Source organism: Acidimicrobiia bacterium (assembly GCA_029210695.1).
GTDB lineage: Bacteria > Actinomycetota > Acidimicrobiia > Spongiisociales > JAHEDJ01 > JAHEDJ01.
Genome location: JARGFH010000030.1, coordinates 26,159 through 43,978, shown reverse-complemented (window position 1 = coordinate 43,978; position 17,820 = coordinate 26,159). Strand labels below are relative to the sequence as shown.

Below are 17,820 nucleotides of genomic sequence, written 5' to 3'. Positions count from 1 at the left end.
GATCAACAAACCAGAGGAGGACACGCCGACCCAATGAAACAATGAACCGTCTGTCTCAAAAAGCTTGACAAGTTCCGGCTGCCTCGAATCCGACCCCGACTACGGGCTGTACGACCTGGCGACGGGTGAGCGCCTCGACGACGTGCCTCCTGTTCGAGAAGGGCAAACGAACCTCGAGTCGGCGGTGATGGTGTTGGAGGACGGCGTCTGGAAGGTGTCAGATTTTCAAGGACAGGTGGATTTCGCATGCGAGTTCGCACCAACCGATCGGGGCTTGCCCACGGTCTGATGTTGCTGGCGCTGATAGCGCTGGTGGCGACGCTGGTACCTGCTCCGCCCGCGCTCGCAGACCACTGCTCAGGGAGTGGGGACATCAAGGACCGGGGTGGCGACGTCGTGGGCGAATGCCACGGGATTGTTCCCGGTGAGCCCGAGACCTACACGATGCACGAGCTGTGGGACTACTACTGCGACGCGGCCGGGCCTTTCCAGGAGGGCGACGAGGTCGGCTTCTACGAGGTCGGTCCGGTCGAACCCGACGAGATCGAGTTGTTCGGTCTCGACCCGACCGGCGAGTACGTGTGGTACGACGTCATCTGCTGGCACGACGGGCGGGGGGACATCGAGATCCAGATCATCGTCGAGGTGACGCCGGGCGTCCCGCCGGAGGTGATTCGGGACATCGCAGCAGCTCGCCTGGAGCCGCCTCCTCCGGCCCCGGAGACCAGTCCTCCGCTGGCCGCCGAGACTTTCGTTCAAGTTCCGACGTGGCTGTGGCTCGATCCGGCGTATTGGTCGCCGCTGGAGGCATCCGAGACCCGTGGCGTGGTCACAGTGACCGTGCTGGCCACCCCGACCCGCGCCACTTGGGCGATGGGTGACGGCGGTGAGACTACGTGCTTCGGGCCGGGTGTCGCCTGGACGCCGGGCGCCGCTGAGGACGCCACGGACTGCGCTCACACCTACGAGCACAGCTCGTACGGGGAGCCGGACGGTCGTTTCGATGCCTCGGTGACGGTCAGCTGGGAGTTCGAGTGGTGGATCAACGACGCCTACCAGGGAGTGTTCGGCACCGTCGACCTGGCCTCCGGTTTCGGGGTGGCCGTGGCCGAGATCCAGGCGGTGGAGACGGGAGGATGACGTGAACCGGATGACGAGTAGCCAACCCGCCACACGTCCAGATCCTGCAGGGAACGGTCAGCAGGGTCGGAGCCAGCTGCGGGTGGAGCCGGCTCGACCGAGGGTGCAGGTTCCTCAGCTTCTGATCGCGGTGTTCCTGGTCGCCATTGGTGCCTTGGTGGCGGTGGTGGTGTTCTCACGCGCCGCTGCCCGTGAGCCGGTGCTGGCGCTGGCACAACCGGTCGAGCGAGGCGAGGTGGTGGCGGCCGACGATCTAATGGTGGTGTATGTGGCGTCGGATGATCCGATCGCATCGCTCGGTTCCGACGAGCTGACGCGGGTGGCGGGTTCGACAGCAGCCGTCGACCTCGAAGCGGGCACGATCCTCACGTCCTCCGATTTCGTCTCCGGCAACGAACTGGCCACGGGTGAGGCGGTGGTGGGCGTGGCGTTGGCACCGGGCGAGTACCCGACCCTGCGTCTGGCGCCGGGAGATCACGTCGACGTGGTGGCCACCGACCCTGCGACTGATACCGGACAGCTGATCGTGTCGGCGGTGGTGTTCGACATCGCCGAGCTAGGGACGCAAGGCGACCGGTTCGTATCGCTCCAAGTACCGGCCGAGGCTTCGGCCGAGGTGGTAACAGCCGCAGCGGCCGATCGGGTCCGGCTGGTGCTCGTCGCCGGAGGCGACCGGTGAGCGTGCTCAGCCTCGTCTCGGCTCACGGGTCACCAGGCGTGACCACGACGGCGTTGGCCTTGGCCGCCACCTGGCCACAGCATCGTCGCTGCATCGTGGTCGAGGCAGACATCTCTGGTGGTGTGATCGCCGTACGGTTCGGCATGGCCGATACGCCTGGGCTGGTCTCGCTGGCGGCGGCGGCACGGCGTGGCGGCCTCAGCGACGAGTTGGTTCGGGAACACACCCAGACCCTTCCCGGCGGGCTCCCCGTGCTGGTGGGACCTCCATCTCCGGACGAATCGCAGGTGGTGCTCAGAGATACCGCCGACGAACTGGTCGGCTGGGCCACGGTTCAATCGGACCTTGATGTCATCGTTGACGGGGGACGGATCTCGACACGATCCGCGCCTTCCATGCCCTTGCTCAGAGCGGGCCCGGTGATGGTTGTTGCCCGCCCGACGGTTGATCAGCTCCGACCGGCCGGGATCCGCTGCGAAGCCTTGAAGACCGCCGATTCTGAGACGTCGCTCCTGCTGGTCGGCGATCAGCCGCACGGCCCCAGCGAGGTGGCAGCTGCGCTGCACTGTCCCGTGGTCGGGGTCATCGCGTGGGACCCGAAGACGGCTGCCGTGCTTGCCGGTACCCCCGGTGCGATCGGGAGCCTGCGCCGATCCCAGCTCATCAGATCGGCGGCGACCCTGGCCGCTGCCCTGGCGCCGCTACCCCACAGCGATTCCGCAGTGGCGACCGGCGATTCAGGCAGCGTTGCGCCGTCGGCGATGGCACGGGAGGTGGGATCGTGAACGGTCAATCCGATTTGGTCGGGCGGCTGCATCGGGCGGTGGCGGAGAACCTGGCTGAGCGTCTCCGCGCTGTCGACGATCCACTGAGCATTGAGGACGAGCAAGCCCTGACCCGGTCGCTGATCGCAGCCGAACTGTCACGGCTTGCCGAGCAGGCCTACCGCAACGGCGAGCCGCTCCTCGACGAGACTGCAGAGGCTGAAGTCGCCTCGGCCGTCTTTGATCGGGTCCACGGGTTGGGGCGGCTCCAGCCGTACATCGACGACCCGGACATTGCCAACATCCACGTCAACGGCTGCGACAACGTGTGGCTCGTGTACCGGGACGGCACCAAAGTCCGAGGAGAAGCGGCCGCGGACTCGGATCGGGAGCTGATCGAGATCCTGTCGACGGCGGCGCGGCGGATCGGCCGATCAGAGAAACGGTGGGACCAGGTGTCGTGGGAGCTACACCTCCAGCTCCCGGGTGGAGAACGTCTCCATGCGGTGATGGGGCTGACGGGCCGCCCGGCGGTCACGATCCGCCGCCACGACTTCTCCATCTACCGGCTGAAACACCTGATCGAGCTCGGCGTCGTCGACGCCGAGCTGGCCGAGTTCCTGGGAGCTGCGGTGCGGGCCAAGCTGAACCTGATCGTCGCCGGCGGCACCAACACCGGCAAGACGACGATGCTGCGCTGCCTGCTCAACGAGATCCCAGCCGACGAGCGGGTAGTGACGGTGGAGGACAACCTCGAGATCGGTCTCGACCGGTTCTCGGATCTCCACCCGGATCAGGTCTGTTGGGAACGCCGGGGCGCCAACATCGAAGGACACGGCGAAGCCACCCTGGCGGACTGTGTGCGAGCCACACTGCGGCAGAACCCCGACCGCGTCATCGTCGGTGAAATACGCGGTGTCGAGGTAGTCGACATGCTCAGGGCCATGTCCCAGGGCAACGACGGGTCAATGTCGTCGATTCACGCCGACTCGTCGAAAGGAGCGATCGTCCGGCTCGGCATGTACACGGCCGAGGCGGGCCTCGATGAGGAAACGTCGAACAAGTGGATCGCCAACGCCGTCGACCTCATCGTGCACCTCGGGTGGGTGGACAGTGTCCGGCGGGTCACGTCGGTGCGGGAGGTGCTGGAGGCGGAGGTACGGCAGATCTCAACCAACGAGGTATACCGACCCGGCCCACAAGGGTGGGCGGCTCCGTCGCCGGGCCCAACCATCCGCAACGACACCCTCGACCGCCTCGTTGCCGCCGGGTTTGATTCATCACACCTCGCCGACGCTTCGGGACGGTGGTGACCGTGCTGATCTTGATCGCTTCCCTGCTCGGTGCCGTGATCGGCTTCGGAGTGTGGCTGGGCGTGACCGCCATCCGCGGCATCCGGGTCGTCCCGCCGGCCGGCCGCTTGGTGCCGACGGCGGTGCCCGCCGAACGCGCCGTCGCCTGGCTATCCATCGCCACGGTCGCCGGACTCGTGGTGGGTTTGGTCACCCGTTGGCCGGTCGCTGGGGTCGCCGTGTTCGCAGGTGTGCTGGTCGGGCCGGCGGCCCTCGGCGGCGAGGCCCACCGTGCCCGCGAGGCGGCAACCGCCGACGCGATCGCCACCTGGGCGGACATGCTCCGCGACACGATGGCCGGCGCCGCCGGGTTGGAGTCGTCGCTGATCCAGACCGCGGCGGTCGCCCCCACCGCCATCCGGCCCCAGCTCGAAGCCTTCGCCCGGCGCCTGCGGCATCAACCCCTCGACGCCGCCCTCGACACTCTCGCGAGGGAACTGGATCATTCGTCGGCGGACATGGTGGTGGCGGCGTTGGCCGCGGCCGCCCGTCTCGAAGCCCGCGACCTGGGCCCGCTGCTGGCCAGGTTGGCGGACGCGATCCGCGGTGACGTGCGCATGCGCTCCCGGATCGAGATCGGCCGGGCCCGGATCCGCACCTCGGCCCGCATCGCAGTCGGGATCACCGCCGCCACCGTCGCGTTCCTCGACGTGTTCGCCCGGCACCTGTTGGAGCCATACAACACCGTCGCCGGGCAGGGATGGCTCGTAGTGGTGACGGCCGTGTTCTTCGGGGCCGGTGTCATGCTCCACCGCTACAGTCGCCTCGAAGCACCGGAACGCTTCACCCTCCGCCACATCACTCGGGAGCCGATCCGATGAGTGTCCTGGCAGCCATGACGGCCGGAGCGACGGTCGGGGCCGGTGTGTATCTCGGGGTCCGGGCGATACGGCCCCGACCGATCCCACTCGCCGAAGCCCTCGCCGGCCTTGAGAAACCCCGACCCGCAACCACGCAGCCGGTGACCACCGGTGCGTTCGCTGAGCGGATCGGACAGGCAGGGGTACGGCTGCTCGAAGCCACTGGACTGGTCGACATGGGGCGTCTGTCCACCCGGCTCCGCGCACTTGGGAAGACAGTCGAAGCCCACGCCTACGAGAAGCTCCTCGCCGGTCTCGCCGGCTTCGCCATCCCCGTCCTCTTCACGCTCGCAGTGGCGGCAGCCGGAGTGTCCATATCGCCCGCTGTGGCCGCGGTAGCGGCGATCGGGCTCGGGGTAGCCGGGTTCCTCTACCCGGACCTGGGTTTGGCCGAGCGGATCGAGCGACGCCGTCGGGACTTCCGCCACTCGCTCTCCGCGTACCTCGACCTGGTCACCGTCATCCTCGCCGGCGGCGGAGGCCTCGAGACCGCCCTGCAGGCATCAGCCGACCTCGGCGACGGCTGGGCGTTCGCCGAGATCCGAGCCTCCCTACGCAAGGCCCGCATCACCAACCGCACTCCGTGGGAGATCTTCGACGACCTCGGTGTCGAACTCGGCGTCGACGAACTCCGGGAATTGGCGGCTGCTGCGCAACTGGCCGGGGACCAAGGAGCCCGAATCCGCGCCTCGCTCGCCGCCAAAGCCGACTCGATGCGGGCCGCCCAAACCGCAGCCATCGAAGCCCAAGCCGAATCCGCCACCGAGAAGATGCTGCTACCAGTCGTCACCCTCGTGGTCGGCATGATCCTGTTCATCGGTTTCGGCGTCGTTCAAGCCATCTCCACCCCCGGAACGGTCCCATGACACCCAACCATGACACCCCCAACCAGCGGAGGAACCACGTTACACAGCGAAGGGAGCACCATCCATGACCGCCTACATCGACTACGCCCGCCTCCTCATCGAGGTAGGGCTGACCCGTCTCGGGATCGACATCGAGGACGAGAAAGGAGCGATGTCGACCGAGGCCGCCGTACTCACCGGCGTGCTGGTCGCCATCGCCGTCGCCGCAGGTGTGATCCTGATCGCCAAGATGCGGTCAAACGCCGAGGCGATCCCCGACAACGTCACCCCACCCACACCCTGAACGGGAGCATGGGCATGACGGTGACGGGACCGCACAGGACGGAACGCGGGCTGACCTCGACCGAGCTGGCCGTGGTCATGCCGGTGATCATCGCGCTCGTCCTGGTGCCGTTCCAGGTCGCTCTGTGGTGGCATGCCCGCCAAGTCGCCGAAGCTGCCGCCCGCGAAGCGCTCGACGCCGCCCAAGTAGTCACGGCAACCGAAGACGACGGCGTGCGGGCAGCAGAGTGGTTCCTGGACGCCGCCGGCAACCTCACCGACCCGGAGGTGTCCGTCAGCCGGACTGCCGACACGGTCACCGTCGACGTGACCGGACGGGCACCTCGCATCCTGCCCGGATTCGACTGGCGGGTGACCGCCCACGCCACCGGCGGAGTGGAGCGCTTCATTCAGGAGCCTGACCGATGATACGGAGGTCTGAAGACGGGGCGGTTTCGACCGAACTGGCGGTGCTCACCCCACTGCTGATCGGGTTCTTGCTGCTCGTGGTGTTCGCCGGCAGGGTTACGCAAGCCGAGGGTGACGTGGCCAACGCCGCCCAAGAAGCCGCCCGCGCCGCCTCACTCGCCGCTAGCTCACAAGCCGCGGAACAAGCCGCCATCGATAGCGCCTCGGCGAATATCGCCGCGGGCACGGTGAGCTGCCGGCAGCTCGAGGTGAACATCGACACCTCCGACTTCACGCCGGGGGGCCGGGTAGCCGTGACCGTCAGCTGCGACGCCGCCTTCTCCGATCTGGCCATGCTCGCCGTCCCCGGCACTCGCACCTTCTCGTCGACGGGTGTCGAAATCATCGACGCCTATCGCGCCAACGCGGAGGGGGCGACACCGTGAACGCTCGGCTCCGTAGTGAAAGGGGAGCCGTCTCCACCTTCTTGGCGGTGCTCGCTCTCGCCCTCCTCGCCGCAGCGGGACTTGTCGTCGATGGGGGCCGCAAGGTCAACGCACTACGGGAGGCCAGCAACCTCGCCGACAACGCCGCCCGGGCCGGAGCCCAGGCCGTCGACCTCGACACTCTCCGCACCGACGGCATCGTCCGACTCCTCCCCGCCGCCGCAGAACAGGAAGCCCGCGACTACCTGACAGACCTCGGGCACACGGCCAGCGAAATCGTCGTCACCGACGACACCATCACCGTCACGGTCGAACTCACCGTCGACCCGGTACTGCTTCCCACCGGTCCCATCACTGTCACCGCAACCGAGACCGCCGCAGCCATCACCGAGGAGCCATGATGCGACACGCCAAACACGCCATCAACGGGCTCGTCGCCCTCATCGCCCTCGCACTCTTCACCATCGCCGTCCCGGCCGGGCTGATCGCCTACGTCGGCTGGCCCCTACCCACCAGCATCCCCACCCTCGACCAGATCCAACTCGCCCTCCGCGGCGGCATCGACCCGAACCTGATCATCAACACGCTGGCAGTCATCGTATGGGTTATCTGGGCACAGCTCGCCATCGTCCTCGCCGTCGAGATGGCTGCTGCGCTCCGCGGCCGCACCGCACGACGGCTCCCCGTTCTGCCCGGACTGCAACCAGCCGTCGCTCAACTCGTTGCCGCCATCACCCTGGCCGTGGCCACTCTCGGACCGATGCGGGCACTGCCAGCAGCGGCAACCCCGCTGGCCGCATCCCTCGTCGACGTGTCCGCTCAGCCGGTGCTGGACATCGATGAGGGGCCATGGCAGCGAGCCGACGACCAACAACCGACCCGATCCGAGGCGCCAACATCGCACCCGACCTACCGGGTGCAACGCCACGACACCCTCTGGAAGATCGCCGAGGACACCCTCGCCAACGGGCGACGCTGGAACGAGATCCAGACCCTCAACGCCGGCCGCACCATGAACGACGGGTACCGCTTCACCGAGACCACCGACACCCTCACGCCCGGCTGGCAGCTCCTCCTCCCCGCCGACGCCAACACCACCGACGAGCCGGCGGCGACCGAGCAACCCGCAACCGAGCAGGCAGCGACCGAGGTTGCGGTCGAGCCCGGGGATGCCTTTTGGAACATCGCCCAAACCACACTGGCCGACGCCTGGGGACGACTACCGTCCAACCAGGAGATCGCCGACTACTGGCGACAACTTGTCGACATGAACCTGGACCGGCTCGCACCCCCGCACGAGCCCGACCTCATCTACCCGGGACAGGTCTTCGAACTCCCACCCGTCCCCTCCGACCTGCGAGCCGAAACCGCCTCGCCACCTCCAGCCGAAGGTCCTGCGAAGATCACCGTCGCACAGGGCGACACCTTCTGGAGCATCGCAGAAACGACCCTCACCGACGCGCTCGACGAGGCCCCGACGACCACAGAAGTCGCCGACTACTGGCGACAACTTGTCGACATGAACCTGGACCGGCTCGCACCCCCGCACGACCCCGACCTCATCGACCCGGGACAGGTCTTCGAACTACCCGCGATCCCGGGCAACACAGCCCCGGCAGTCGAGCCCGAGACCGGCTGGGCCGAACCGAGCGTGGATGTGCCACCACCATCCACCTCGACACCGGACACCACGCACCCGGACGCAACACCGCAGACCATTGTGCCTGCCCAAGCAACGAGCACACCGACCGCGCCACCCATGGAAGACACCACGTCGCCGCGCACGATCCAGGCCGACGACATCGAACCGGCCGATATCGAGGCGGCTGACGACACCGCCGACGCCGGGCCGTTCGGGGATCTGTTCCCGATCGCCGTCCGGCTGGCCGGTCTCGGGATCCTCGGTGCCGGTGTCGTCGGCCTGCTGCGCCGGCTCCGAGCCGGTCAGCTGCGACGCCGCCGAACCGGGACCGCACCCACACCGCCACCCGCCGAGGCACAAAAGACGGAGGCGACAATACGAGCATCGGCTGCCCCGACCGCCACGGAGTTCGTCGACATCGCCCTGCGAGCCATGGTCCACGACGTCAATGCTGCCCACCAGCAGCCGCCGCATGTCGTCGGTGTCCACCTCAGCCCACACACCCTCCGGCTCCTCCTTTGGACACCGCACACCAACCCGCCACCCGGATGGGCCATCGACGACGGCGGCCGCAGCTGGACACTCTCGGCCACCACGGACGCCGAGCTGCTCCGACGCAAGGCAACCGCCGTCCCCGCCCCGTACCCGACACTCGTCACGGTCGGGCACACCGGCGACGTCCACCTCCTCCTCGACCTCGAGTTCGCAGGGGCAACCCGCGTCACCGGCGAACCTGATGATCTCCTCGACACGTGCGCCACGATCGCCACCGAGCTTGCCACCACGCCTCTCGCCGACGGCATCCACATCATGTGCGTCGGATTCGGAGACGGGCTCGAACAGCTCGAACGGATCACCGTTGTCGACAACCTGACCGATGTCCTTCCGATCCTCGAGGCCAAGACAGCCGCAGTGGAGGTGACCGCGACCACACCGCTCGATGGTCGGCTGTCGCCGATCAACGACGGCACCTGGGACCCAATCGTCGTCCTCGACCCCGCCCAAGAGGCACCCGATGGAGCCGACCGTCTCCTCGTTATGGCCCAGTCGGGTAGGGGAGTAGCCGCGCTCGTCGGCTACCCAACCGGCGACGAACTGCTCTCCTTTAGCCTGGGGAACTTCGAAACCGTGAGGGTGGCAATGGACTACAGCCCCGACGGCACCCGCCTGGCGATCGTGGGGCCGGGATCAGCGGTCTACGACGCCGCCACCGGCGACGAACTCCTCGGCTGGATTAGCGATGGGACCGTGGCCTACAGCCCCGACGGCACCCGCATCGTCGTCGGCGGTGCCTGGGGGTGGGCAGCGGTGCTCGACGCCACCACCGGTGAGGAACAGTTCACACTGTCCCTCTGCCCTGGACCCACTTCATGGGTGTGGGAGGCGGCGTGGAGCCCCGACGGCACCCGCCTCGCCACCACCTGCAGGACGAGCGTCAGGGTCTGGGACGCCACCACCGGCGACGAACTGCTCACGATCCCGAGCCTCCTAAAGGTGACGGACTTGGCGTGGAGTCCCGACGGCACCCGGATCGCCACCGCCGGCCGCGATGGGAAGATCGCCAAGGTCTGGGACGCCAACACCGGCGACGGGTTGGTCACCCTCATCGGCCACACCGGAAAAGTGTGGGTGGTGGCGTGGAGCCCCGAGGGCAACCGGATCGCCACCGCCGGCAGCGACGGGACCGCCAGGATCTGGGATGCGGGCTCGGGCGACGAACTGGCCACGCTCACCGGCCACACCGATGAGGTAACGGACGTGGCGTGGAGCCCCGACGGTACCCGCATCGCCACCGCCAGCGACGACGGGACCGTCAAGATTTGGACGGTGCGGTGACCGGCGACCCACACCTGGACGAAAGGAAGAGCGACACGGCTTCATCGCAAGGCGACGTGGAAGAGCTGAATTCTTGAGAAGGGGAAGGTAATGAGGTTGACGACGACAAGATTCATCGGTGCCGCGTTCGCCGCGTGCCTGGTGGCCGCCTGCGGGTCGTCCTCATCCGAGTCAACGACCACGACAGTCGCCCCGGTGCCCTCGACGACGGTGGCAACGACAGCTGTTCCGGTGTCCTCGACGACGGTGGCAACGACAGGCGGATCGGAGTCGTTGACAACGGAATCAGCCCCCTTCCATGCGATACCTTCCGACGCAGTGGTGGTCTCGGGTACGGCGACATGCGAATTCTCGGACGAGGGGGTCAATCCGGAGGGAGGAACCGGTTTCCTCGTTGTGTGCGAACTCGACATGTCCGACCCGCGGGTCAGCGGGACCGAACGACACGATCGTCTCCGTTTCTTTGACGGAGGGGAGGTTGGCGACGTATGGGTGGCGGAGGAGGCCGTCATCACCAATGCCGAAGGTACTTGGCGTGGTTATGTCCAGGCGGCGGATGACTCCATACCCTCCGGCGAGGCCCGCTACGTCGGTGAGGGCGCCTTCGAGGGCCTCGAATTCCACTACTACTTCGGCGGCTCCTGCGGCCGGGCGGGAGTATCCGACGTGCGCGGATGGATCTCGGGCGGCGGGTGAGCCCAGGCCGGGATGAGATAGCGTCGGTCGACCAGGCGCCAGCGCCGCCAGACGTTCTCTTGGGTCGCGTCTTCAAATTCGGCCCGTGACAACACCGCCATGATCTTCGACTCCATCGTCCGGATCTCTGCCGCCACCTCGCCCGGGTCGTCTGTGTTGAGCACGTGCACGATCAGGTGATTGTCGTGGAGCTCCAGGGCCACGGTACCCGGGGTGAATGAGATCGAGTTCATCAGCAGGGTCAGCTGGTTTCGCGTCCTCGCCCGCAGCGGCACCTCGATGATCGCCGGCATGATTTCATCTCGTCCCAACCGCAGCGATCAGATGACGTCCCATGTAGAAACGATCAGCCGACCGGTGAAGTACAAGAGGAACCTCCAAGCCGCAACGGGGTGGAGGATCGCACGGGGCCAACCGGTAGCCAGACCCCGGCGACAATCGCAGTGAGGACCATGGTTAGGTCATTGGATCGGAGACCGAAGCTCACGCCAAGAGACGCAATCCAGTCGAAGCGCTCGTCAAAACCCGAACGATCACCCAGGTAATGCGCAGCAACCAGCGCGAGCTGCCCTATGTAGGGAACGGCGGCAACTGCGCTCGAAGCGCGTCCGATATGACGCCCGACCACCCATAGGGTGGCGGCGACAACGAAGTAGGCGGCGATTGATATCGTGAGCGGCATGAATCACTGTCAAGAGAAGGTTTGTCAATACCCAGAAAACCTCAATCCTCGATCGATCATGGCCAACGGACTCCGTGCGTGTTCGGGGACGGAGGGTGCGGCCCGGCGGCTTCGATTCTCGAGGACTTAGGGGCTTCTTTGGTCTGCAGTGAAGGTACGGAGCGGGCGCAATGCTGGATGACGGAGATGCTCCGCTTGTACGGCGTCACCGAATGAGGGCCAAGCGTGGCCGCAGGGGGATGTGCGTCACAGGTCGGGATCGTCGACGCCTAGTCACTCCGACTTGACGAAGCGGTGAGCAGGTCCGCGATTCGGCGAACGGTGTTGAGGTTGCGTGCTGTTGCAATCAGGTTCCAACGTCGCTCGAAGGCATCGATGGTCATCTTTGATCGTGCCGACCCGTCCGGGTAGGTGAGGTACAGCTCACGCCCGTCAAGATGCCAACGGTCGGGAGCGAACTGCTCGGCGTCGAATGCATCCACCGCGTCGACCTCCGGGGCTTGGTCGAGGAACGCAACATGAAGCAGCTTGGGGGGTAACGCGCCGGCGTGATCGGGATGGCGCTCGACCACGGCCAGGAACTCGGCTGCCGATCGGACCACCACCGGAACGGTGAGGTCGTGCCGCTCGCTCAGCGCCGCTCGCAAACGTGCCACGATCTCGGACTCGTCGTCGGGACTGGAGAACAGCAGGTTACCGCTTTGGAGGCAGGTGGCGACGTTCGTGAAGCCGAGGTGCTCAGCCGTCGCACGGAGGCCCTCCATCGGCAGCCGGTTTCCACCGCCCACGTTCACGCCCCGCAGCAGAGCCACGTAGGGCGTCACCGTGCAGGTCGCCCGTGTGCCGACTGCGAACTCGCCTCGCCCGTCACGCGGAGCCGTCCCACCAGTCGAGCACCCGGAGGGCACGCAGGGTGATCCAGCGGCTCGGCGTCCCAACTCCACCCTCGAGGTCGAAGTGGACGCGGCCCGGGTGGATGCGGTCGAGCAGCCACCGGCCGTCGGGCTGCCGCTTCGATCGCACGACCTCCACAGCCTCGGCCATCCGGGGATCCGGGTCCGTGCCCGACCAACGGAAATAGTCGAGTGCACGCAGCACGTCGTAGTGCCAGTAGTAGGGGAACGCGAACTCGAGATACGCCGGGTCGGCGACCTCGCCGTTGCTCTTGCGGCGGAAAAGGCCGCGCTCGAGCAGGTACTCCTCACCGCCGCGCCGGGCGGCGCTCACCTCGGGAGATTCACCGGTCGCGCGCTCGAACTCGAGGAGCCCGTCGAGCACGTTGATCGTCGTGTCGAAAGAGGAGCGCACCGAACCGTTCTCGACCTCGCAGTTCCAGCCACCATCGTCCAGCCGCTCGCCGAGGATCCGCTCGACGATCGGTGCGACATCTACCCCGAAATGGGCCCCCGTCTCGATCGTCCGGCCGTTGATGCACGGCTCGACCTCACCGTCGAAATATCTCTGCCCGGCGTGCTCCCAGTGCCCGTTCTCCGCGACCAGCGCCATCGCCCGGCGTGCGGACCCCGAGGCCGGGTCGAGCCCGAGGAGCTGTAGCGTCTGCAGCGTGTGCATCGTGGCCGTCCAGGGTTGCCCCGGTTCACCGCCGGTGTAGGACTTCGGGAAGCAGGCACCCCCGTCCCAGAGTCCATCGGGACCCTCGAGCGCGAGAAGGCGGGAACCCCAGCCGTCGTGCTCGACCCGCGCCTGCTCGGCCGCTACATCTTCGGGAGACGCGTCCTGAAGATCACGCATGACCTGCCAGCGGATGGCTGAATCCCCGTGGAGCAGCCAATCAATTACGCCGTCCGCGAGGGTGTCCGGATTGTCCATGACCGCAATGATGCCACCTCCGGCACGGGACCACTCGGCGACCTGCCGGCGTGCGTGGGGCCGATTCCCTGGTAGTCGGTTCAGCAAACGATGTAGATTCTCGCCATGACCGTGGACGAGTACCTCGATGCAGCACCCGAACCTCAGCGAAGCACGCTGAACCGCCTTCGTGCGATGTTGACGTCGATCCTTCCGGAGGCAGAAGAAGGCATGTCGTACGGTGTCCCTGCCTTCAAAGTCGGCGGAAAGGCTGTGGTCGGCTACGCCCATGCCAAACGCCACTGCAGCTACTTCCCCCACTCCGGCTCTGTCATCCCACGCGTCGAGCCGGAGCTACTCGAGGGCTACGACTGGTCCAAAGGCACCTTGCGGTTCCCGGTGGACCGGGCACCGGATGAGGTTCTCGTTCGCCGCCTGGTTGCGATCCGCCTTGCCATGCTGGAGGAGTAGCCGAGGGCCGGGCAAATGGCCGCCGGTCATGATGCCGGGTGTCCGGTTCGTGTCCGGTGCAAGCTCGGTCCACACCCATCTCGGGTTCACAATGGCGTCAAACGGCCGGCATGTGACCTGGATAGATGTCACGGTTTGGCCGGGGCGTCCGCCGGTGCGTCGGACAGTCCCGCCAGGAAGCTGATGACCCGCCGCAATAACAGCTCGGTTGCTTCCGCGTCGTAGGAGGGCAACGAGTTATCGGCGAAGTAGTGCTGATCACCCGGATACAGGAACAACTCGGCGCGGGGGGAGGACTCGACGATGGCACGGGCGGCGTCGATGTCACCCTCGTCTACGAAGAAGGGGTCGGCGTCCATCCCGTGGATCTGCACCGGAACGTCGGCGGGCCACGACTCACCGAACTCCGAGACGGGCACGCACGAATAACAAAGCACCGCGCCCAGCGCCCCGCGACGGGTCTGGGCAAGCATCTGGGCCGGCACCACACCCAGCGAGAACCCCGCGTACACGAGGTGGCCGCCGAGGGCATCGGCTGCACGAGCGCCGCGTTGCATGATCTCCCCGAACCCAATCGTTCCGACATGGGCCATGCCGGCCTGAATGGAGTCGAAGGTTTCGCCGTCGAACAGGTCCGGGGTGTGCACTTCGTGACCGGCAGCCCGAAGATTATCGGCAAACGCCTCCACACCGGGCGTCAGCCCCTGCGCGTGATGGAAGAGGACAACTCGGGTCATAGCTGACTCCCTTAGTCGTGAAGGCATGTCGGATCGGGGCGATCCGATCCTATAGGTCCACGGGTGCGGGGAGCAACCATCGCTTGTTCTTGGCCTCCACATGCGAGACCATGGTCTCGTGCACATGACTCTGTTCACGGTCGGGTCGAGGGGTGACATCGAGCCGTACATTGCACTCGGCCATGGACTCGTTGCGGTGGGAAACACCGTGCGGCTGTCTACCCACGAGCGTTACGAGCCGGAGATCCGGGAGGCGGGTATGGAGTTCAGCCCTGCCGGTGGAGATCCCCGCCTCATGATGGAAGCGGAGCCGGGCAAGAGGTGGCTCGCCAGCGGACGGAACCCCGTTCGAATCATGCAGCGTCTCTTGGATCTTTCAGGACCAATCTTTCATCAATACCTGAAGGATTGCGAGGCCGCCATGGCAGGCACCGACGCGGTTTTGTTTTCCGTTCTCGCCTTCCCGGCCTACCACCTCGCCGAGGCAGCCCGCATCCCGGCGATCGGCGCCTACCTGCAGCCCATGACCCGCACCCGCCAGTTTCCCAGCCTGTTCATGAAGCGGAGTGGGTCCGGGCTTCTCAATCTGTGGTCCCACGTCGCCGTGGAGCAGATCACCTGGCAGCCGGTCCGGCGGTCGGTCAATCGCTGGCGAGCGGGATTAGGCTTGGGTCCGCTTCCGCGGTCGGGTCTCTACCGGTCCATCTACAAATCGATGCCGGTTCTCTACGGATTCTCGCCGGCGGTGGTGACGCCACCTTCGGACTGGCCGGACCAAATCAAGGTGACCGGCTACTGGGTCCGTGAACGTCCCAGGACTTGGCGGCCGTCGGAAGCCCTCACCCGGTTTCTGGCCGATGGTCCGGCGCCCGTATATGTCGGATTCGGCAGCCGCCCCGAGCGGGAGCCGGAAGTACTCACCGGCGTGGTGCTGGCCGCGGTCAGGCGGACGGGCAAGCGGGCGGTCCTATTGACCGGATGGGGAGGACTCAAGGTGGCGGATTCGAGTGACGACGTGCTCGTGGTCGACGATGTTCCGCACGATTGGTTGTTTCCCCAGATGGCGGCAGTTGTGCACCACGGCGGCGCAGGCACCACCGGCACGGCTCTTCAGTCGGGGACCCCATCAGTCGTGGTGCCGTCGTTCGCCGACCAGTTCTTCTGGGGAGAGCGGGTAGAGGCTCTCGGAGTAGGAGTTAGCCTGCCTAGACGCCGGCTCACCATCGAGTCCTTGTCCCGGGCGATCCTGACAACGGACCAAGAGAACATTCGCTCCAGATCGGCGGAGCTGGCAGCAAGGCTCCGAGCGGAGAATGGTGTCGAAAGAGCAGTAGATCATGTGACCGCCATCGTCGCCGGCCGGCCCGAGCACTGATACCAATGGGCTCGCTGATGGTCGAAGACCCGGGTCCACCGGCACGCAAGATGGATCCTGCGGGCGCAGTCTTGAGCCCTGCGGCGTCCGAGGCCCCGCGGATCGATGCTGCTAGTTACGCGGTGGCCGGGGAATCAAGACGGGTGTCCGGCTTGTGTACTCCTGGTACTCCGCTTCGTCGCCCCAGCGCTTCTCGGCCCGGGTCTCGAGCATCGGGATCCCGCTCACACGGGTCAGCAGAAGCACAACGAATAACGGCGAGATCAAGGTGATCCACCGCCAACCGGAAAGGACCGGGAGGGCCATGATTGCTATGCCCGTCCAGAGCACGATCTCTCCGAAGTAATTCGGATGACGCGACCATGCCCACAATCCGGAAGTGATGAAGCGGCCGGCGTTGGCCGGATTCCGTTTGAAGGCTGACTTCTGCCAATCGGCCACGGACTCGACCGCGAAGCCGGCGACCCAGACGGCGATGCCGACGACGGCAAGCCATCCGATCGTCTGTCGTTCGGTGCCGGTGATGATCGCCAGGGCCGCAGCCAAGGTGAGCAGTACCCACAGGCCCTGCAACGTCCAGGTCATGAAGAACCGCAGCGGGTCGGTCTTGATCCGGTCGAACCGGCCGTCTCGCCCGTCCCGCCGAACCCGGCGGAACAGGAACGAACCCAGTCGTGCAGCCCATATCCAAACCATGACGCCAACGATGATCGCCCGGGCGTCGAGGTCGCCGCTGAACGCCAGAGCAACGGCCGTGACGGTCAGATAGGTGACGCTACCGGTCAGGTCGAAGTAGTGCTCGGTTTTCGCCCGGTTGGAGGGGACGAAGACCACCCAGTTGATCGCATATGCGACTAGTCCGCACACGGCAAACACGGCTATCGGACCGACGCTGCGGCTGCCGGCGCTGCCGGCCAACCCGACCAGTACCCCGATCACGAGGGCGGCCGCGATGCCGATGAGAGATCTTCGGTTTTCGTCGGTCATCCGGACGACCCTAGGGGTGTGGAGTTGATACCGCAACGGCGCCGCGGAAACGGCGGGACCGAGTCCCTCCGAACTGGGTGTGGCCGAATACGGATCACCTCAACGCGATGTCGGCCGACTCTCGAGCCCATTCGATGAGCATCTCCTCGTCATCGAGGATGTCGGCCGGGAGCGTGTGGTACGGCATGCGAGCATGTCGCGACACGTCACCGATGGGGGAGAGCGCGACGACCAGCTCTTCGGCGAACGTTCCCACTTGATCCGAGTACCGCGAACCCTCAACACCCATTCGTCACCTTCCACGTCCTTGGCGCGGCTTGGAGTTGCGCCCCGGTGCTGCTCTTTGGTGGTTGGTCTTACCCAGCTCAGCCGGGGGTTCCTGGCCCCTATTCAGGGGAGCCCATGTCGATGCAGGTGTAGATCTCGACCCGGCCGCCGTGGTTGAGGTGCGGATGGCCTTCGCAGGCAGCCGCCGCTGCCTCGAGTGAGTCGGCTTCGATCACGGTGTAGCCGGTGGCAGGTGTCTCGCTCAGAGGCCCGTCTTCGATGCCGTTGCCCTTCAGGTGCTTGGAGTGTGCGAAGGGTGCGCCGCCATCGACGATCGAGGCACCCATCTTGCCGTACCACACACCCCACTCTTCCATGATCCTCTTCTGATCCTCGGGATCCGCTTCCATACCCATGCCGCCGGTGTAGATCAACATGAATTTCGCCATCTGGTTCCTCCCAGAGCGTGGGGGTCCGGCAACAGTAGGGGTGGGGGACCGATGGTTCAAGCGATTGTCGGGGATCCGACAGATTGTCCATCG

The 17,820-nt window shown here is 66.3% G+C and carries 23 protein-coding genes; 15 read left to right on the top strand and 8 right to left on the bottom strand.

The genetic code is table 11. From position 1 onward, the window contains the following. The first annotated feature begins 64 nt into the window (after positions 1-64). The 13 genes from P1T08_10945 (at position 65) to P1T08_10885 (ending at position 10,950) form a co-directional block, all read left to right on the top strand. Complete coding sequence (locus P1T08_10945; protein MDF1596593.1) at positions 65-289, top strand: hypothetical protein; 225 nt, start codon at positions 65-67, stop codon at positions 287-289. Continuing rightward, complete coding sequence (locus tag P1T08_10940; GenBank protein MDF1596592.1) at positions 247-1,140, top strand: hypothetical protein; 894 nt, start codon at positions 247-249, stop codon at positions 1,138-1,140. Before P1T08_10945 ends, P1T08_10940 begins: the two co-directional genes overlap by 43 nt. Positions 1,141-1,150: 10 nt before the next feature. Beyond that, entirely contained in the window at positions 1,151-1,819 is a 669-nt protein-coding gene (locus P1T08_10935) for an SAF domain-containing protein (GenBank protein MDF1596591.1), read from the top strand. Continuing rightward, positions 1,816-2,604: a chromosome partitioning protein gene (locus P1T08_10930; GenBank protein ID MDF1596590.1), complete on the top strand. Its 789-nt coding sequence runs from the start codon at positions 1,816-1,818 to the stop codon at positions 2,602-2,604. The genes P1T08_10935 and P1T08_10930 overlap by 4 nt, the downstream gene beginning before the upstream one ends. Further along, entirely contained in the window at positions 2,601-3,896 is a 1,296-nt protein-coding gene (locus P1T08_10925) for an ATPase, T2SS/T4P/T4SS family (GenBank protein MDF1596589.1), read from the top strand. The genes P1T08_10930 and P1T08_10925 overlap by 4 nt, the downstream gene beginning before the upstream one ends. Continuing rightward, positions 3,890-4,756 (top strand): hypothetical protein, encoded by an 867-nt coding sequence (locus P1T08_10920; GenBank protein MDF1596588.1) that lies wholly within the window; start codon positions 3,890-3,892, stop codon positions 4,754-4,756. Before P1T08_10925 ends, P1T08_10920 begins: the two co-directional genes overlap by 7 nt. Further along, positions 4,753-5,661: a type II secretion system F family protein gene (locus P1T08_10915; protein MDF1596587.1), complete on the top strand. Its 909-nt coding sequence runs from the start codon at positions 4,753-4,755 to the stop codon at positions 5,659-5,661. Before P1T08_10920 ends, P1T08_10915 begins: the two co-directional genes overlap by 4 nt. A gap of 64 nt (positions 5,662-5,725) precedes the next feature. Beyond that, complete coding sequence (locus P1T08_10910; GenBank protein MDF1596586.1) at positions 5,726-5,944, top strand: hypothetical protein; 219 nt, start codon at positions 5,726-5,728, stop codon at positions 5,942-5,944. 14 nt (positions 5,945-5,958) lie between these two features. After that, entirely contained in the window at positions 5,959-6,351 is a 393-nt protein-coding gene (locus P1T08_10905; protein ID MDF1596585.1) for a pilus assembly protein, read from the top strand. Continuing rightward, positions 6,348-6,776 (top strand): TadE/TadG family type IV pilus assembly protein, encoded by a 429-nt coding sequence (locus tag P1T08_10900; protein ID MDF1596584.1) that lies wholly within the window; start codon positions 6,348-6,350, stop codon positions 6,774-6,776. The genes P1T08_10905 and P1T08_10900 overlap by 4 nt, the downstream gene beginning before the upstream one ends. Continuing rightward, positions 6,773-7,177 carry a pilus assembly protein TadG-related protein gene (locus P1T08_10895; protein ID MDF1596583.1) on the top strand — a complete coding sequence of 135 codons (405 nt, stop codon included), beginning with the start codon at positions 6,773-6,775 and terminating at the stop codon, positions 7,175-7,177. Before P1T08_10900 ends, P1T08_10895 begins: the two co-directional genes overlap by 4 nt. Further along, positions 7,174-10,254, top strand: a complete 3,081-nt coding sequence (locus P1T08_10890; protein MDF1596582.1) for a LysM peptidoglycan-binding domain-containing protein — start codon at positions 7,174-7,176, stop codon at positions 10,252-10,254. Before P1T08_10895 ends, P1T08_10890 begins: the two co-directional genes overlap by 4 nt. Positions 10,255-10,350: 96 nt before the next feature. Further along, a complete protein-coding gene (locus tag P1T08_10885; GenBank protein MDF1596581.1) occupies positions 10,351-10,950 on the top strand; it encodes a hypothetical protein in 600 nt (199 codons plus the stop codon). On the opposite strand, the gene P1T08_10880 is transcribed toward P1T08_10885, so the two are convergent. The 4 genes from P1T08_10880 to P1T08_10865 form a co-directional block, all read right to left on the bottom strand. Continuing rightward, a complete protein-coding gene (locus P1T08_10880; GenBank protein ID MDF1596580.1) occupies positions 10,881-11,243 on the bottom strand; it encodes a Na+/H+ antiporter subunit E in 363 nt (120 codons plus the stop codon). The two genes, P1T08_10885 and P1T08_10880, sit on opposite strands and share 70 nt — an antisense overlap. 53 nt (positions 11,244-11,296) lie before the next feature. Beyond that, positions 11,297-11,632, bottom strand: coding sequence for a hypothetical protein (locus P1T08_10875; GenBank protein MDF1596579.1), 336 nt, complete (start codon positions 11,630-11,632; stop codon positions 11,297-11,299). Positions 11,633-11,901: 269 nt separating this feature from the next. Continuing rightward, entirely contained in the window at positions 11,902-12,456 is a 555-nt protein-coding gene (locus P1T08_10870) for a DUF1697 domain-containing protein (GenBank protein MDF1596578.1), read from the bottom strand. Positions 12,457-12,499: 43 nt separating this feature from the next. Then, positions 12,500-13,462 (bottom strand): hypothetical protein, encoded by a 963-nt coding sequence (locus tag P1T08_10865; protein ID MDF1596577.1) that lies wholly within the window; start codon positions 13,460-13,462, stop codon positions 12,500-12,502. A 105-nt stretch (positions 13,463-13,567) separates the two neighbouring features. Here P1T08_10865 and P1T08_10860 point away from each other — a divergent pair, with 105 nt between their 5' ends. Next, positions 13,568-13,912 carry a DUF1801 domain-containing protein gene (locus P1T08_10860; GenBank protein MDF1596576.1) on the top strand — a complete coding sequence of 115 codons (345 nt, stop codon included), beginning with the start codon at positions 13,568-13,570 and terminating at the stop codon, positions 13,910-13,912. Between the two features lie 128 nt (positions 13,913-14,040). Here P1T08_10860 and P1T08_10855 read toward each other — a convergent pair whose 3' ends face one another. Beyond that, on the bottom strand, positions 14,041-14,649 hold the full coding sequence (locus tag P1T08_10855; GenBank protein ID MDF1596575.1) for a dienelactone hydrolase family protein: 609 nt from the start codon (positions 14,647-14,649) through the stop codon (positions 14,041-14,043). Positions 14,650-14,773: 124 nt separating this feature from the next. Between P1T08_10855 and P1T08_10850 the strand changes: the two genes are divergently transcribed. Then, positions 14,774-16,024 (top strand): glycosyltransferase, encoded by a 1,251-nt coding sequence (locus P1T08_10850; GenBank protein ID MDF1596574.1) that lies wholly within the window; start codon positions 14,774-14,776, stop codon positions 16,022-16,024. A 111-nt stretch (positions 16,025-16,135) separates the two neighbouring features. Here P1T08_10850 and P1T08_10845 read toward each other — a convergent pair whose 3' ends face one another. The 3 genes from P1T08_10845 to P1T08_10835 all read right to left on the bottom strand — a co-directional run bounded on the left by P1T08_10845 (position 16,136) and on the right by P1T08_10835 (position 17,727). Beyond that, positions 16,136-17,011 carry a DUF1295 domain-containing protein gene (locus P1T08_10845; GenBank protein ID MDF1596573.1) on the bottom strand — a complete coding sequence of 292 codons (876 nt, stop codon included), beginning with the start codon at positions 17,009-17,011 and terminating at the stop codon, positions 16,136-16,138. A gap of 94 nt (positions 17,012-17,105) precedes the next feature. Continuing rightward, a complete protein-coding gene (locus P1T08_10840; GenBank protein MDF1596572.1) occupies positions 17,106-17,300 on the bottom strand; it encodes a hypothetical protein in 195 nt (64 codons plus the stop codon). Between the two features lie 97 nt (positions 17,301-17,397). Next, on the bottom strand, positions 17,398-17,727 hold the full coding sequence (locus P1T08_10835; GenBank protein ID MDF1596571.1) for a hypothetical protein: 330 nt from the start codon (positions 17,725-17,727) through the stop codon (positions 17,398-17,400). Positions 17,728-17,820 lie beyond the last annotated feature (93 nt).